Genomic DNA, 17,126 nt, shown 5'->3' on the forward strand with positions numbered 1-17,126 from the left:
AATATAAGACTTTAATATTGATATTTTCTGAATTTTTGAATTTATATATATCATATGAAAACAAACATTTTCCTATCATGAATATTTATAAGCACAAAATGAGTTTATGGCAAGAATTTTGACCTTAAGAGGGGTGTATTTTTCATAAAAGACCTATAAAATATGGAAGATATAGTGTATAATTAAGGAGTGCATATGGTGAAAATTTTTATATTTTATTTCCATATTATCTATTGAGAATAAAAAACACATTACGAAACAGGGGGTATATTATAATGAGCTACAAAATAGTTGAGAAGAAAAAACTTAACGATGTTGTGTACTTAATGGATATTGAAGCTCCAAGAGTTGCTCACTCAGCAAAACCAGGTCAATTTATTATTGTTATAATAGATGAAAAAGGTGAGAGGATGCCACTTACAATAGCTGACTATGATGAAGAAAGAGGAACTGTGACAATCGTCTTCCAGGTTGTAGGTTTTTCTAGTAAGAAGTTAGGCAAGCTAGAAGTGGGAGATTCTATCAAGGATTTTGTCGGTCCTCTGGGTCAGCCAAGTGAGTTCATCTATGAAAGTATAGATGAGCTTAAAAATAAAAAAATGATATTTATAGCTGGTGGAGTTGGTGCAGCCCCAGTATATCCACAGGTTAAATGGCTGCATGAACACGGGGTAGATGTAGATGTGATCATAGGTGCCAGGACTAAGGACCTTATAATTTTTGAAGACAAGATGGAAAACGTTGCTAAAAACCTATATATGTGTACAGATGATGGAAGTTATGGTTTTCATGGCAATGTAACAGTAATGTTAGATGAACTAGTTACCAATAGGGGCAAGAAATATGACCAGGCTATAGTAATAGGGCCTATGATAATGATGAAGTTTGCCTGTCTTGCGACTAAGAAGCTTAATATACCAACAATAGTCAGCTTAAATACTATCATGGTTGATGGAACTGGTATGTGTGGTGCCTGTCGTGTAAGCATAGGAGATGAGGTTAAGTTTGCCTGTGTAGATGGACCAGAATTTGACGGTTGGTTGGTAAACTTTGATGAAGCGATGAAGAGACAACAGATGTTCAAGAGTGAAGAAGGCAGAAAAACTTTGAGAAAGCAGGATGGACCTACTCATTCTAGTCCGAATTGTCAGATAGGAGGTAAGCACTAATGGCTATAAAGACAAAAGTACCTGTTAGGGAACAGGATCCGAAGGTTAGGGCTACCAATTTTGAAGAAGTTTGTTATGGATATAATGCAGAAGAAGCCCAGGAAGAAGCCCAGAGATGCCTAAATTGTAAAAATCCTAGGTGTGTCCAGGGATGCCCCGTAAGTATAAATATTCCAGAGTTTATCCAGGAGGTAAAGGCAGGAAACTTTGAAGAAGCGGCCAAGGTTATAGCAAGGTCAAGTTCTTTACCTGCAGTTTGTGGTCGTGTATGTCCACAGGAATCTCAATGCGAAGGAGTCTGTGTTGTAGGTATAAAGGGTGAACCTGTATCAATAGGTAAGTTGGAAAGGTTCGTTGCCGACTGGTCTAGGGAAAATCATATAGACCTAAGTGGTAATATAGAAAAGAACGGAATAAAAGTTGCCATAGTAGGTTCAGGACCATCTGGTCTTGCCTGTGCTGGTGACCTTGCCAAGGCGGGCTATGATGTAACTATCTTTGAAGCCTTTCATGAGGCTGGTGGAGTTTTGACATATGGTATACCAGAGTTCAGGCTACCAAAGACAAAAGTTGTAAATTATGAAATTGACTCAATCAAAAAATTGGGGGTAAAGATTGAAAATAATGTTGTAGTAGGCAGGACTATTACAATAGATGAGATGTTTGAAAATGAAGGCTTCAAGGCTGTATTTATAGGGTCAGGTGCAGGGCTACCGTCATTTATGGGTATACCTGGTGAAAATGCCAATGGTGTCCTATCAGCCAATGAATTCCTTACAAGGGTCAACCTGATGAAGGCCTATATTGATGACTATGATACTCCTATCAGGGTTGGTAATAGGGTAGCAGTAGTAGGTGGTGGTAATGTTGCCATGGATGCTGCTAGAACAGCCTTAAGACTAGGTGCTGACACTCATATAGTATACAGGAGAAGTGAGTCAGAACTTCCTGCCAGGGTTGAAGAAGTTCACCACGCCAAGGAAGAAGGTATCCAGTTTAACTTGCTTACTAATCCAACTGAAATCCTAGTTGATGACAATGGTAATGTATGTGGTATGAGGTGTATCAGGATGGAATTGGGTGAGCCAGATGAATCAGGTAGAAGAAGGCCAGTAGAAGTACCAGGATCTGAATTTGAATTAGATGTTGATATGGTTATAATGTCTCTTGGTACTAGGCCAAATCCACTTATAGCATCTACTACACCAGGCCTTGATATAAATAAGAGAAGGTGTATAGTTGCTGATGAAGATGGCTTGACATCTATAGAAGGTATATATGCTGGTGGAGACACTGTCACAGGCGCAGCAACAGTTATATCAGCAATGGGTGCTGGTAGGACAGCGGCTGCTGCCATGGATAAGTACCTAAGGGAAAAGTACCTTTAATTTCAGGTATACAATTAGATATATAAGCAATTAAAAGTATATAAGGGCTGCATATTCAATCTATGAATATGCAGCCTATTTATATAAATATTAAAAATCATTCTTTATCCATTATTAAAATAGGCAAATTCCTATACTTATAGGCATTAATGTGGTATAATTGTATAAATAGGCGATATCTACCTTAATAGGAGGTTAATATGAAAAGAAAAATACTTTCAATTTTGTTGTTATCTACACTTGTCCTAAGTGGTTGTGGCTTCACTGAATCAGGCCAGCTGATGAGTGATGCCAGAAAATATATTGAGGATGGTGAGTACAACAAGGCTATGTCTAACCTGTCTAAGGTTCTAGATGAGGATGAAGCCAATACAGAGGCGAGAGGTATGTATTATCAGGCTTTAAAGCTACAGAAGGCAACAAAAAGTGAAAAAAGAAAAGATTATGAGCAAGCTATAATAGAACTTCAAGACTTGGTAAATGATAACTCTGGCTCAGCTAAGATAAGGAGTCAGGCCCAGGAAATGCTAGATAGGGTTAAGGACGAATATGATAAGCAGAAAAAGGCTGTTATAGTAAGAAAAGAAAATGCTAAAAAGTCTGCAGAAGAAAATAAAAATAAATATGCTAATGGTTCCACATATGGAAATAATTACAATAAGTACAATAAGTACAAAAATCAAACTGGTGATGAAAGTGTTAATGAACCGAGCCAGGGGAAGTATAATCCCAATACCAGAGCAAATACTAACCAGGGTGGTACTATAAATAATGGCGCTAATAATATAAACAGGAGCGGTACTGTAAATAATGGTACTAATAACATTAACAGGGGTGGAACTGGTGGTACAGGCCAGGTTACACAAGGAAATACTGGTAGCACAGGTACAAGTGGTGGACAAAAAGGTAATTAATTTATGTATAAAAAGCTATTTCGTTATGAGATAGCTTTTTGAAATGGAGAAAAATAAGCATGAGAATTAATAAGTATATAGCAAGTGCAGGTATTGCATCAAGAAGAAAGGCAGAAAACCTGGTCTCTGAAGGTAGAATAAAGGTGAATGGTCAAATTATCTATGATCTAGGCTACCAGGTTAATGAAGATAAGGATATAGTAGAGTATGATGGAAAAAAAATAGATATAAATAGTGAAAAATTGGTATATATATTACTGAACAAACCCGAGGGTTATATAACTTCATCTAAGGACCAGTTTGGTAGAAAAGATGTCATGGACCTGGTAACTGATATAAAGGAAAGAATATATCCTGTAGGTAGGCTGGACTATGAGACTAGTGGTCTTTTACTAATGACAAATGATGGTGATCTGACTTATAAGATCACCCACCCTAAACATGAAATTACCAAGACCTATATAGCTTCGGTAAAGGGGATACCAACTTCTGAGGAACTAGAGAGATTTGAAAATGGACTGGAAATAGAAGATTATGTAACATCTAAGGCCAAAATAAGGGTCTTAAAGACTGATGTTAAAAAAAACTACTCTGTATGTAGGGTAAGCATACATGAGGGTAGAAATCGACAGGTAAGAAAGATGTTTAATGCTATTAACCATCCAGTTATGAATTTAAAAAGGGTGGCCTTGGGTAAGATAAGTGTAAATAATGTTGAAGTTGGCAAGTATAGGCATTTGACCGATGATGAAGTAAACTATCTAAAAAATCCTACGGGGAAAAGAGACTAATTATACTTATAAAAGTTTTGACTTTATTGAAAATTATTGATTTTTACTGTATAATTGTAGTAGTAAATTATACAAATTTGTCTAGGGGTGTATTTTATGAAATTCGATACAAACGATATGAAAAAAAAGAAAGAACTTAGAATTGGTATAACCAATGAAAACAAGCAAAATGATGGTGATGATGATCAATTAAACAACCTAATGCATATAATGAAAAATAGGTATAAGACTATGAGTAAGGGGCAAAAGCTATTAGCCCAGTACACGATGAATAACTATCCTAAGGTTGCATTTATGACGGCTTCAAAATTGGGTGAAACTGTAGGAGTGAGTGAATCTACTGTTGTAAGATTTGCAACAGCCCTGGGTTTTTCTGGATATCCGAAATTCCAGGATGCCCTTCAGGAGCTAATAAAGACAAAGCTAACAACTGTTGAAAGGGTTGAAATGACTGATGCAGACTATATGTCTGACAGTATGATTCTTAACAATGTATTTAAGAATGATATAAATAATATAAAAGATACAATGGAACATCTCGATCAAGACTCTTATGAAGAAGCAGTAGATACGATTTTTAATGCTAAAAAGGTATATATTATGGGGCTAAGAAGCTCTATTTTCGTTGCCAAGTACTTGGCCTATTATTTAAACTATATCCTAGATAATGTAATTATTATAAGAATGGATATGGGTGAGCCATATGAACAGATGACAAAAATTAGTGAAGGTGACGTATTTATACCTATTAGTTTTCCTAGGTATTCTAAGAAGACTTACAAGGTAGTTAACTTTGCCAAGGAGAGGGGGGCCAAGGTGGTTGCAATTACTGACAGCATTAATGCCCCTATATCAAAGATATCAGATACTGTTGTTACCGTTAGGAACAATATGGTATCATTTATAGATTCACTAGTGCCAGCTTTCAGTGTGGCTAATGCAATCGTTATGGGTATAGCTATGAGGGAGAAGGATGACGTAAAATCCTACCTAAAGGAACTAGAAGATATCTGGGAAAAATATGGAATATATGAATAGACAAAATATTTAATATGAGTAATTCAATAACCTAATAGAGATATTAGGTTATTATTTTATGTATAATATATAACTTATTTGGAGGTTAGAATGAACACATATTATTTAGTAAGACATGGCCAAACTGTTTGGAATACACAGGGAAGGACACAGGGTCATGGTAATTCACCCTTGACTGAACTGGGAAAAATCCAGGCAATAAATTTGGCAAAATATTTGAAGGAATATCCTATTGATTTAATATATTGTAGTGACCTTGGCAGGGCTGTAGAGACTGCCGAAATAATAGGCGAAGAGTTAAACTTAAGTATTAATCCTACACCTGCCCTTAGAGAAATGGGTTTTGGTGAATGGGAGGGTATGCCTATACCAAAAATAAAGGAAAAATATCCAGACCTCCTACACCTATGGAGAAATGAGCCAGATAAGGCTGATATGCCAGGGGGAGAGACATTACATATAGTAAAGGAGAGGGAAGACAAGTTAATAGAGGACTTGAATGAAAAATACCAAGATAAGCACATTCTTTTGGTATCTCATTCAGTAACTGTTAGGGTAATGCTTTTAAGCTTTTTAGAGTCACCACTTTCTAACTTGTATAGGATAAAACAGGACAATACTGCCCTTAATATAGTTGAATTTAGGGAGTATGGGCCCGTAGTTATAAAGATGAATGATATAAACCACCTAGAGTCAGGTGCATTTTTGGACATAAACCAGATTCAGAGTCCACTGGAGTAGTTAAGAGAGATAGATAATGAAGAAAGAATATGATTTGATTGTTGTCGGGGCAGGACCTGGAGGTATTATGGCCGCCCTCACAGCTAGGAAGTATAATAATACATCAAAGATAGCCCTAGTCGAATCGGGTAAAGCCCTTGGGCAAAAGTTGGCCATGACCGGTGGAGGTAGGTGTAATTTCACAAATAATAGGCCTATAGAAGAGTTTTTTGACATGGTGGTAAATAACAAAAAATTCCTTTATTCCTCCTTTTATTCTTTTACAAATGAAGACTTAAAGACCTTTGTCAGATCCCTGGGTTTAGACTATAATGTGGAAGTTGATAATGACCAGAAAGTCTATATTAAAACATCTAAAGCTCAAGATTTTATAGGGGCTTTAGAGGCTAAATTAAAAGATGCTAATATAAACCTATATTTGGGATGCAAGGTTCGAGATATAAATATTGAGGATAAAATAAAATCCGTTAAATTTAAGGACTACCTACTAAGTGCTAAGAGGGTGGTTTTCGCTACTGGTGGTTTGAGCTTTCCTAAGACAGGGTCTGATGGGTCTATATTGGGCCTTTTAGAGGCTAAGGGTTATGATGTTGTAAGTCCTAGACCAGGCCTGGTTCCCATAGAAGTCAAGGAAAAGTGGGTTAAAAACTTGGCTGGTATTTCCATGAACAAGGTCTTGGTTTGGACCAAAATAGGAAGGAAGAAAAGGGGAATTTTAGGGGATATTATCTTTACCCACAAGGGCTTAGGTGGACCAGCCATACTTAAGATGTCATCTTATATTAATGATAATCCATTAGATAGAGAAATTTTTATAGATTTTTTACCAGCTATGTCTAGGGACCAGGTCTATAATTTGGCAATAAATGACAGGAAAAAAACCATTGGTGTAAACTTAAGGGGAAGTTTACCAAATAACTTTATTAAGTTTATTCTTGATGAGCTAAGTAGGAAAATTGGATTTGACCTGCTGGGCCAAACCACTGCAAACATGACGAAAGAAAAGATTGATATTGTAGTTGATGCCATAAAGGAGGCTAAATTTACTGTAAAGAAGTTGGCTGGGATTGAGACAGCAACGATTACAGCTGGTGGAATTTCTCATAAACAAATAAATCCTGCTAGTATGGAGTCTAAACTTCATCCGGGGGTTTATTTTGTCGGAGAAATGATTGATGTAGATGCCCTTACTGGGGGATTTAATCTCCAAATAGCTTTTTCAACTGGATATTTAGCGGGTATGTCCCTGGCTAAAAGTTTAAAAGCTAAGTGAAAATAAAGGTTGTATATATATACTTTAATTATAAAATTGGTTTAAAGGAAAGTAGGTACTGATATGGAAAATTTGGTGATAGCAATTGATGGGCCAGCAGGGGCTGGAAAAAGTACTATTTCAAAATTGATTGCTAAAAATCTGGGTATTAATTATATAGATACGGGAGCTATGTATAGGGCAATAACTTATAAGTGCCTTAAATCGGGTATTGATATAAATGACAGACAGAAGGTGGTTGACCTCTGCTCTAGGACGGAAGTTGACTTTGTGGACAACTCTATTTACCTAGATGGGGTTAGACTAGGTGAGGAGATTAGGACCTTGGAAGTGAGTTCTAAGGTATCTGATGTAGCCAAAATACCTCAAGTAAGAGAGTTTTTGTTGGAAAAACAAAGAGAAATCGGCAAGAGGTCTGATGTTATTTTAGACGGTAGAGATGTTGGTACCCACATATTTCCAGATACCAAGTATAAATTTTTCTTGAATGCTTCTGCCCAGGAGAGGGGTAGAAGGAGGTACCAGGAATTAGTTGACAAGGGTCAGACAGTTGTTTTAGAAGATATAATTGAAGATATAAAAAAGAGGGACTATATAGACTCAACTAGGGAAGTTGCACCTCTGGTTAAGGCTGATGATGCTATAGAGGTTGATTCAACATCTATGACAATTGACCAGGTCGTTACTTATATATCTGATATGGTGAGAAGGATTGGTGAATAATGAGATTTTACAATTTTGCATGTTCTATAGTGAGGTTTTTACTTGCTATTTTTTATAGGATAGAGGTTATAGGACAAGAAAATATACCGGATGAAGGTAAGTATATTATAATTGCAAACCACAAACACTATTTTGACCCCCTTTTTATGATAGGGGCAGTAAAAAATAGGAGAATTATACCGGTAGCCAAGCAAGAACTTTTTAGGATACCTATCTTAAGGTCCCTACTCAATAAGGTAGAAGTTATACCAATTAATAGGGCTAATCCTAGCCTATCTACTGTAAAGGAAATATTGAGACAGATAAAGAATGGCAGGGTTTTGGGTATATTTCCAGAGGGTACAAGGTGTTTAGACTCAAATACATTTTTACCTGCTAAACCTGGAGTTGCCTTATTTTCTATAAAGTCTAAGGCAGATATAATACCTATGAGTATAATCACAAATTATAGACCCTTTTCCAAGGTAAAGGTAGTTATAGGACAACCTATTGATATGTCTAACTATTATAATACCAAGGTTGACAAGACAGAATATCCTAAAATCTCCCAAGAAGTTTTTGACAAGGTTATAGAGAACTTCAATGACAATAAGGATGGAATTAAATTAATATAAACGGTTGGTGATGTAGATTGAAAAATATATTGATTGCTGATAATGCGGGTTTTTGTTTTGGAGTCAAAAGGGCTATGAATATGGCCTGGAATGAATTAGATAAGAGTGACAAGGTAGCCATATATGCCTTGGGTCCCCTTATCCATAACAAACAGGCTGTTGCCAAGTATGAAGAAAGAGGTATGCTGACAGTTGATACTATTGAAGAAATAGAAAAGATTGAGAGTGAAAAAGTTAGACGAGGAATAAATGCTAGTAAAGATAGGGAAATGATTATAAGGTCTCATGGCGTATCAAAGTCTATATATGATGAGGCTAAGTTAAAAAATATACCGATAATAGATACAACATGTCCTTTTGTGAGGAAAATACACTACCTGGCAAATAAGTGCTTTGAAGATGGAAAGCAACTAATAGTTATAGGCGATAGGAACCACCCTGAGATTATAGGTATCAACGGATGGTCCAGCCACTCAGCTATAATAGCTAAAAATTTAGAAGAAATAAGTAATATAAGTTTTGAAACCAATAAAGACTACTTTATAGTTGCACAGACTACCATGAATGAAAAGGAGTTTGATGCAATTATTAATTATATAAGGTCATTGGATATAAAGTTTGAAGTAGAAAATACAATTTGCTCTGCCACAAGGGTTAGGCAGGAGTCTGCAAGAGAATTAGCCCAAAAGGTTGATCTTATGATAGTAATAGGTGGCAAGCATAGTTCTAATACACAGAAATTAGTTAAAATATGCCAAGACATAGTAGATACTTTTTCTATAGAAACCAAGGAAGATCTTGATAGAAACCTCTTGGAGAAATACCATACTATAGGTATAACAGCTGGTGCTTCAACACCAGACTGGATAATAGAGGAAGTTATTAACTTTTTAAGAGAATTGTAGGTGATATAAAGTGAATGATAAAGATAAGAAGCCCAATTTAAATTTTATATGGTTCTACGCAGTTTTGTTGGGTGTCATATTATTGTTTAATACAATTTTGATACCGAATGTAGAAAAAAATAGGGTAACCCAGGTTGGGTATGGAACTTTTATCCAGATGTTGGAAAAGAAGGAAGTCGATACCGTAACTGTTTTAGACAAGAAGATAAAGTTCACTCCAAAGAAGGATAGTAAAAAAGTTTATGTGACCGGGGCAATGGATGATCCAGACCTAGTTAAAACCTTAAATGCATCAGGGGCTAAGTACTCTAAGGAAGTTCCTATGGAAAATTCTCCAATATTAAACTTCCTACTTACTTGGGTGCTACCTTTCCTTATCTTCTGGATGCTGGGTAGGTATTTACTCAACAGTATGGGGAAGAGAATGGGTGGTTCAGGTGGAATCATGTCATTTGGCAAGAGTAATGCCAAGTTATACGTAAAGACTACTGGAGTCAGCTTTGATGATGTAGCTGGCCAGGATGAAGCCAAGGAAGCCCTTAGTGAGATTGTTGACTTTCTACATGATCCTGGGAAGTATACGGAGATAGGGGCCAAGATGCCTAAGGGGGCTCTTTTAGTTGGACCTCCTGGTACAGGTAAAACCTTACTAGCCCAGGCAGTTGCTGGAGAGGCAGGAGTACCATTTTTCTCAATATCTGGTTCAGAATTCGTTGAGATGTTTGTAGGTATGGGAGCTTCAAGGGTTAGGGATCTTTTCAAGCAGGCCAAGGAAAAGGCACCATGTATAGTCTTTATAGACGAAATTGATGCCATCGGTAAAAAGAGGGATGCTAACTTTGGTGGAAATGACGAAAGAGAGCAGACCCTAAACCAGCTTCTAAGTGAAATGGATGGCTTTGAAGACGGTATTGGTGTAGTAATATTGGCTGCCACAAATAGACCTGATTCATTAGACAAGGCCCTACTTAGACCAGGTAGGTTTGATAGGAGGGTTCCGGTTGAACTTCCAGACTTAAATGGTAGGGAGGCTATACTCAAGGTACATACAAAGGGTGTCAATGTAGACCAAAATATAGACTATAACCAAGTTGCCAGGGCTACATCAGGTGCTTCAGGTGCCGAGTTGGCTAATATAGTAAATGAGGCAGCTCTTAGGGCTGTAAGGTTAGGCAGGAAGAAAGTACTCCAGGAAGATTTGGAAGAATCTGTTGAGACCGTTATAGCAGGTTACCAGAGGAAGGGGGCTGTTATAAACGAAAGAGAGAAGAAGATAATAGCCTACCACGAGGTTGGACATGCCTTGGTTGCAGCCATGGGCAAGCATTCAGCTCCGGTCCACAAGATAACAATAATACCTAGGACTTCTGGTGCCTTAGGATATACTATGCAGGTAGATGAGGAAGAAAAGGTCTTAATGTCGAAAGAAGAAGCCTTGGACAAGATAACTACATATACTGGTGGTCGTGCTGCTGAGGAGGTAATATTTAATACCAAGACATCAGGTGCATCTAATGATATAGAGATGGCCACTAGGTTTGCCAGGTCTATGGTTACTAGGTTTGGTATGGATGACGAATTTGGTATGGTAGCCCTTGAAACAGTCAACAATGCCTATCTTGGTGGAGACACTTCGTTGGCTTGTTCACCTGAAACTTCTACTAATATAGACAAGGCAGTAATAAAAATAATTAATGACTGTCACCAGAGGGCAATTGACATACTAAATGAAAATATAGATAAGTTACATGAGATAGCTGGATACTTGTTACAAAATGAAACCATCACTGGTGAAGAGTTTATGGATATACTCGACAACAACTATATAATAACAAAAAAGGTTGACTTTGTAGAAGCTAGCCAGCAATTAGAATCTGCTATAAGGGCAGACTTAGAAAATAATTAAGGAGTTTATGTGCATGAAAGCTTTTAGAAGAGAATTGAAATTTGAGTCCTATACCAAACCTGTAGAAAGGGATGACCTGATAGAAAAGAATTTAGATTACTATAAACCTATATTTGAATCCTTTGACAAGGGGGGAGATAAGAAGGTCTTTAACCTTCATGCCATGCTACTTGCTCCTTACTGGTACATATACCGTAAGATGGTTTTACAGGGGGCCAGCATTATTGGCCTTCAGGTTCTTCTGGCTATGGTAGCATCTGTAATTAGGCAACCTCTATGGATAGGTATATATATCTTGTCATTTGGCCTATATGTGCGTGCAGGTTTTTACGGAATCCATGACTACTACAAGCATGTAAATAAGTTAAAAAAACAGGGTGACGAAGTAGCAGTTAAATTCAGGCATAAATTTATGACAGACAAGTCTGGAGTAGATGGATATATTGCTGGTTGTTGGGTAGGAGGAACAATTTTCCTTTATGCTGTAGGCATATTCTTATAGGGCAAGATAAACAAGTAAATAAATATAAGTAATAGAGAAGAACCACCAGCCTGTCTAGTGGTTCTTTTTACAAGTAAAAGGGATGTCTTGCTCAGAAAGAGGGACATCCTTTATTTTCAAAATACCATTTTATATGTTCTAATATACCCTGAATACACCTGTAACTGTGCCCATTACCTTCACCTGGTCAGGTTCAAAAATCATAGGTTCATAGGCAGAATTTTGTGGTATAAGCCATATTTTGCCATCTTTTTTTTCCAGGGTTTTAACAGTTGCACTTTCCCCGTTAATAAGGGCTACCACAATTTTACCATTGTCAGCCCTGGTATCGGCAGCATCGACTATAATGTAGTCCTTGTCCATTATGCCTACTTCTACCATGCTGTCGCCCTTAATCTTTAGCATAAAGCAGTCCTTTCCCTTTATATAAGCTGAGGGCAGACCAATATAGTCTTCTATATTTTCCTGGGCCAAGATTGGACTACCAGCAGCAATGCTACCAACTAACGGTAAGTTGATGATTTCCGGATCAAAGTTATAATTATTGGACCCATTATCATTGCCCAATATTTCAATAGCCCTGGTTTTACTAGGGTCCTTCCTGATATACTTATTTTTTTCAAGTCTATTCAAGATACCAAAAACAGTCGAAGTTGACTTGATATCGAGATTTTTGCAGATTTCACGTACTGAAGGTGGATAGCCCTTATCCTTGATATGGTACTTTAAGAAATTCAGTACAGAAAGCTCTTTTTCAGTTAAATTATCGTACATGAGCATCCCTCCTATATAGTTAGAGTATATCATATCTAGAACATATGTTCAAGTTTATTAACTATAATAGAAATAGTCCTATATAAAAGTATCTATACAGGACTATAATATTAATTGTATTATTATACTTAATTAACCTATGCTAATCATTTCTTTTTTTACCTAGGGGAGTATCTTCATCTAACCAGTTAAAGTTTTCTACAATATCCCTCTTTAGATTTTTTCTATGGGCGGCATAGAGTTGGGTAGTTGTAACATTGTCATGGTCCATAAGATTTTGGACATCATATATTGAAAAGCCTGTTTCAATCAGGGAAGTGGCTGCTGTTGCCCTTAGTTTATGGGGGCTATAGCCCTTGTCTCTAGAAGTCTTCATGGCAATAGATGTATACTTTTTTACTAGGTCTCTAATAGACCTAGATGTCATTCTTTTCTTTTGTAAGGATAAGAATAGGGCATCCAGGTATTCCTCTTCTATATCACTTGACTTAGGTCTTTCATAGTCGATATAGTCCTTTACAACCCTTTCACAGGCCTCATTTATAGGCATAAGTACTTCCTTACCCCTCTTCCTATATATCATAAATTCACCCCTAGAAAAATTAAAGGACGATATATTAAGTTCTCTTAATTCATTAAGTCTAAGTCCATAGGTTATAAAGAGGACCAAGATAGCCTTGTCCCTTAGTTTTGTCTTTAACCAGTAGTCTTTCTCCTTGTCAGTCAAGCCATTCCCGTTTTCTACAACATCCAACATTGTAGCCACCTCATCTATTTCAAGTCTCTTAATAGCATCTGGTTGGGGCTTAGGCAATTTGATAGGGTTAAAGCCACCACTTATGTCATCTTTTAACTGTCCATTCCTATAAAGAAACTTGAATAGGGTAGATAGGGATGATTTTTTTCTGGCCAGGGACTTGTTGTTATTTTCGTATAGGACCCTGTCAGAGTTTACCTCCTTGTAGTAGCGATTACAGTAGTCGCCAAGGAAGATATTTATATCTCTGGCACTAATTTCAGCGAAATCTTCTAAGCTTATATCAGATAGTTTTTCTGCATTAGTATATAGGCCAGAATCTATAATATAGGTACAGAAAAATTTTATATCATTTAAATATGCCCTCCTAGTAGTGACAGCTACAGCCCCCCTCAAATATATAAAGTATTCCTTCATGAAGGGTGGTAGTTGTGACTCCAAAAGCATACATTCATCCATAATATTACTATCTCTCATAACAATATTGTTCGGTTTAGACGATTTGTTATTAATTTTTTTAGCCATTTCGTTCACCTTTCTTTAGATTGTAAGAAGTTTTCAGAATTTATAAAAATTACTGGACAAATTCTTTTATATAATATACTATTATAACATATCATTTTTATTACTTGTAAGATTAGGTTAAAATTTACCTATATAGTAAGGATGGTAAGAAAAATATATTATCAGGAGGAAAAATTTATGCTAAGATTCGAAAATGACTATTTAGAAGGCTGCCTTCCAGGTCTACTTGACAGACTTGTAAAGACGAACATGGAGCAAACAGCCGGGTATAGGTTAGATGAATACTGTGATAGTGCTACTGAAAAAATAAGACAAGCATGTAAGTCTAATGACTTGGATGTACATTATTTTGTCGGTGGGACACAAGCAAACCTAACAGTTATATCTTCAATTATGAGACCGCATGAGGGTGTTATATCACCTGTATTGGGACATGTGAATATACATGAGTGTGGAGCGATTGAAGGGATCGGGCATAAAGTCATCACTGTATCTAATGGTGATGAAGTCCTTGATAATGAGGCTAAATTATACCCAACGAGCCTAGACAAGTACCTATCAAACTTTTTTGGACACTGGGACTGGCATAGGGCTCAGCCAGGTGCAGTTTATATCTCACATCCAACTGAAAGGGGGGTCCTGTATACAAGGCAGGAGTTGATAGAAATTAAAACTATATGTGATAGGTTCAACCTACCCCTATTTGTTGATGGAGCAAGATTATCCTATGCGCTGGCTTCAGAAGAAAATGATATTAGCCTAGAAGACCTGTCTAGGTACTCGGATGTATTTTATATAGGTGGTACAAAGTGTGGAGCCATGTTTGGTGAGGCTGTTTGCTTTACCAACGATAAATACAATAAGGGTTTTGCCTGCCTATCTAAGAGTAAGGGGGCAATTATGGCCAAGGGTAGGCTTTTGGGAGTACAGTTTGAATACCTGTTTACGGATGATGTATATACTAAGAGTAGTATAGAGGCCTGCAAGTATGCCTTAGAAATAAAGGAGGCATTTTTGAATAAAAATATAAAGTTCCTTTCAAATTCTTATACCAACCAACAGTTTCCTATATTGACTAAGGAACAACAGAAGGTATTTGATGATAGGGGGATTAGTTATACAACTGAATCTTATGAAGAAGACAATTCAAATGGACTAAGATTTTGTACAAGTTGGGCATCTAAGAGAGAAGATATAGACTACCTACTAGAAACTATAGCAAGTCTTTAAGTATAGACTAATATATATAATAGATGAAAATACTTTGATAATCCGAAAGAAATACTGAAAATAAAGGTTTATTAGAAATAAGTAAATTAAATAAGTTTTTATATGTAAATTTTACAGTCCTGGTATACTTTATGTTTACCAGGACTCTTTTTATCTAATTATATTCTTGATATGAAATATCAGTAATAAAACTTGCATATTGACAAAAAAATGAAAAAAGCTTATAGTATTATTAAAGAAAGACTTGTTCAAAAAATTGCAATATATAAAAGAGTTATAAGAGGTATTTAAAAATATAACATCTAGAAAAATAAATAAATTATACTAGAACTATTAAAATACAAGCAATACAATGGTCTTGTTTTAAATGAAATAATTTTACTTATATTTGCAATTAAAAAATAAATGAAATACTAATTTAAAATAATTCAAAGAGGTGTTTTGTATGTGCGTTATAAAAGGTTTAGATAATTATGTTGAAAATAAGAAAGATTTATGTTATAAAAATGATGGTATAGATAGGGATCTCTTCGGCAAGTACGGAGTAAAAAGGGGACTAAGAGATGAGAAGGGCCAGGGTGTCTTAACTGGACTTACTAATATATCTCATCTTGGTGGTACAAAGCTTGTTGATGGTGTAAAGGTACCCACAGATGGTTTCCTCTTATATAGGGGCTATGATATAGTCGATCTTGTTCAGGGAGCCTTGGGAAAGAGGTATATATTTGAAGAAGCAGCCTACCTACTGTTGTTCGGCCAGTTGCCAAATAGCCAGGAGTTAGATGAATTTAAGTCCATTATAGCTAATGCCATGTCATTTCCACCTAGCTTTACCAGAGACGTTATAATGAAGGCTGCTACACCAGATATCATGAACAATATGACCAGGAGTATATTAACCCTGTCTTCTTATGATGACGAGTTAAATAATCTTAGTCTAGAAAACGTTTTAAGACAGTGTATTATGCTGATTTCCACTTTTCCAATGATGGCAGCATACGGCTACCATGCCTATAACCACTATGAAAATGACAAGTCTATGTACATACATAGGCCTGATAAGAACCTGTCTTTGGCTGAAAATCTTTTGAGGATGTTGAGGCCAAATGGTGAATATTCAAAGATAGAAGCTAGGGCGCTTGATATAGCCTTGATGTTACATATGGAGCATGGAGGAGGTAACAACTCTACATTTACAACTAGGGTAGTGACGTCTAGTGGTTCAGATACATATTCAGCTATAGCTGCTGCCATGTCGTCTTTAAAGGGTAAGAAGCACGGTGGAGCCAACCTTATGGTAATTAATATGATGGATGATATAAAAGCCCACGTTTCTGATTATGATAATGAGGCAGAAATTGAGGCCTACTTGAGGAAAATACTTAGCAAGGAAGCCTTTGATAAAAAGGGTTTGATTTATGGTATGGGACATGCAGTCTATACTTTATCTGACCCTAGAGAGGTAGTATTTAAAAAGTTTGTGGAGATGTTAGCCAAGGAAACAGAACATTCTAAAGATATGAAACTATACAATAATATAGAAAAGATTGCACCTAGGTTGATACAGGAATATAGGAATACCCTAAAGCCTGTAAGCCCTAATGTCGACTTCTACAGTGGTTTTGTATATGATATGTTAGGTATACCAAGAGAATTATTTACCCCTTTATTTGCAGTGGCTAGAATAGTAGGATGGTCTGCTCACAGGATAGAAGAGCTCATATCTGCTGATAAGATTATCAGACCAGCCTACAAGAGTTTGGTTGTAGCTAAAGAATATAAGCCAAGGGATGAGAGATAATTATTAAAGCATTGGATAATAGGTTATATAAATTTGATAATAAGTTATATACAGTGATAAAGATATATAAAAAGT

Annotated in this window: 16 protein-coding genes; 14 read left to right on the forward strand and 2 right to left on the reverse strand. The window is 36.3% G+C overall.

Annotated elements, in window-relative coordinates:
• Nucleotides 1–275 precede the first annotated feature (275 nt).
• The 12 genes from HMPREF0634_RS04495 (at nt 276) to HMPREF0634_RS04550 (ending at nt 11,964) form a co-directional block, all read left to right on the forward strand.
• On the forward strand, nt 276–1,169 hold the full coding sequence (locus HMPREF0634_RS04495; protein ID WP_007789384.1) for a sulfide/dihydroorotate dehydrogenase-like FAD/NAD-binding protein: 894 nt from the start codon (nt 276–278) through the stop codon (nt 1,167–1,169).
• A complete protein-coding gene (gene gltA / locus HMPREF0634_RS04500; protein WP_007789383.1) occupies nt 1,169–2,557 on the forward strand; it encodes an NADPH-dependent glutamate synthase in 1,389 nt (462 codons plus the stop codon). The genes HMPREF0634_RS04495 and gltA overlap by 1 nt, the downstream gene beginning before the upstream one ends.
• Nucleotides 2,558–2,757: 200 nt before the next feature.
• Complete coding sequence (locus tag HMPREF0634_RS04505) at nt 2,758–3,471, forward strand: tetratricopeptide repeat protein (RefSeq protein ID WP_040565758.1); 714 nt, start codon at nt 2,758–2,760, stop codon at nt 3,469–3,471.
• A 59-nt stretch (nt 3,472–3,530) separates the two neighbouring features.
• Nucleotides 3,531–4,262, forward strand: coding sequence for a pseudouridine synthase (locus HMPREF0634_RS04510; protein ID WP_007789477.1), 732 nt, complete (start codon nt 3,531–3,533; stop codon nt 4,260–4,262).
• Between the two features lie 201 nt (nt 4,263–4,463).
• Nucleotides 4,464–5,300 (forward strand): MurR/RpiR family transcriptional regulator, encoded by an 837-nt coding sequence (locus HMPREF0634_RS04515; protein WP_050786357.1) that lies wholly within the window; start codon nt 4,464–4,466, stop codon nt 5,298–5,300.
• Nucleotides 5,301–5,390: 90 nt separating this feature from the next.
• Nucleotides 5,391–6,041, forward strand: coding sequence for a histidine phosphatase family protein (locus tag HMPREF0634_RS04520; protein WP_007789335.1), 651 nt, complete (start codon nt 5,391–5,393; stop codon nt 6,039–6,041).
• Between the two features lie 16 nt (nt 6,042–6,057).
• Nucleotides 6,058–7,314: a BaiN/RdsA family NAD(P)/FAD-dependent oxidoreductase gene (locus HMPREF0634_RS04525; protein ID WP_007789409.1), complete on the forward strand. Its 1,257-nt coding sequence runs from the start codon at nt 6,058–6,060 to the stop codon at nt 7,312–7,314.
• Nucleotides 7,315–7,377: 63 nt separating this feature from the next.
• Complete coding sequence (gene cmk / locus HMPREF0634_RS04530; RefSeq protein ID WP_007789418.1) at nt 7,378–8,037, forward strand: (d)CMP kinase; 660 nt, start codon at nt 7,378–7,380, stop codon at nt 8,035–8,037.
• On the forward strand, nt 8,037–8,651 hold the full coding sequence (locus tag HMPREF0634_RS04535) for a lysophospholipid acyltransferase family protein (RefSeq protein ID WP_007789453.1): 615 nt from the start codon (nt 8,037–8,039) through the stop codon (nt 8,649–8,651). The genes cmk and HMPREF0634_RS04535 overlap by 1 nt, the downstream gene beginning before the upstream one ends.
• A gap of 17 nt (nt 8,652–8,668) precedes the next feature.
• Complete coding sequence (gene ispH / locus HMPREF0634_RS04540; protein WP_007789420.1) at nt 8,669–9,556, forward strand: 4-hydroxy-3-methylbut-2-enyl diphosphate reductase; 888 nt, start codon at nt 8,669–8,671, stop codon at nt 9,554–9,556.
• A 10-nt stretch (nt 9,557–9,566) separates the two neighbouring features.
• The gene (ftsH, locus tag HMPREF0634_RS04545; protein ID WP_007789341.1) at nt 9,567–11,462 is read left to right on the forward strand and encodes an ATP-dependent zinc metalloprotease FtsH; all 1,896 of its coding nucleotides are present in this window, start codon (nt 9,567–9,569) and stop codon (nt 11,460–11,462) included.
• Between the two features lie 13 nt (nt 11,463–11,475).
• On the forward strand, nt 11,476–11,964 hold the full coding sequence (locus HMPREF0634_RS04550) for a DUF2628 domain-containing protein (protein WP_050786356.1): 489 nt from the start codon (nt 11,476–11,478) through the stop codon (nt 11,962–11,964).
• A 138-nt stretch (nt 11,965–12,102) separates the two neighbouring features.
• On the opposite strand, the gene lexA is transcribed toward HMPREF0634_RS04550, so the two are convergent.
• Complete coding sequence (lexA, locus tag HMPREF0634_RS04555; RefSeq protein WP_007789339.1) at nt 12,103–12,738, reverse strand: transcriptional repressor LexA; 636 nt, start codon at nt 12,736–12,738, stop codon at nt 12,103–12,105.
• A 142-nt stretch (nt 12,739–12,880) separates the two neighbouring features.
• Complete coding sequence (locus HMPREF0634_RS04560) at nt 12,881–14,020, reverse strand: tyrosine-type recombinase/integrase (RefSeq protein ID WP_040565759.1); 1,140 nt, start codon at nt 14,018–14,020, stop codon at nt 12,881–12,883.
• A 177-nt stretch (nt 14,021–14,197) separates the two neighbouring features.
• Between HMPREF0634_RS04560 and HMPREF0634_RS04565 the strand changes: the two genes are divergently transcribed.
• Both HMPREF0634_RS04565 and HMPREF0634_RS04570 read left to right on the forward strand, forming a co-directional pair.
• Complete coding sequence (locus HMPREF0634_RS04565) at nt 14,198–15,250, forward strand: threonine aldolase family protein (protein WP_007789378.1); 1,053 nt, start codon at nt 14,198–14,200, stop codon at nt 15,248–15,250.
• Between the two features lie 445 nt (nt 15,251–15,695).
• Nucleotides 15,696–17,051, forward strand: a complete 1,356-nt coding sequence (locus HMPREF0634_RS04570) for a citrate/2-methylcitrate synthase (RefSeq protein ID WP_007789381.1) — start codon at nt 15,696–15,698, stop codon at nt 17,049–17,051.
• The last annotated feature ends 75 nt before the right edge of the window (nt 17,052–17,126 follow it).

The organism is Peptostreptococcus stomatis DSM 17678, from assembly GCF_000147675.1.
GTDB lineage: Bacteria > Bacillota > Clostridia > Peptostreptococcales > Peptostreptococcaceae > Peptostreptococcus > Peptostreptococcus stomatis.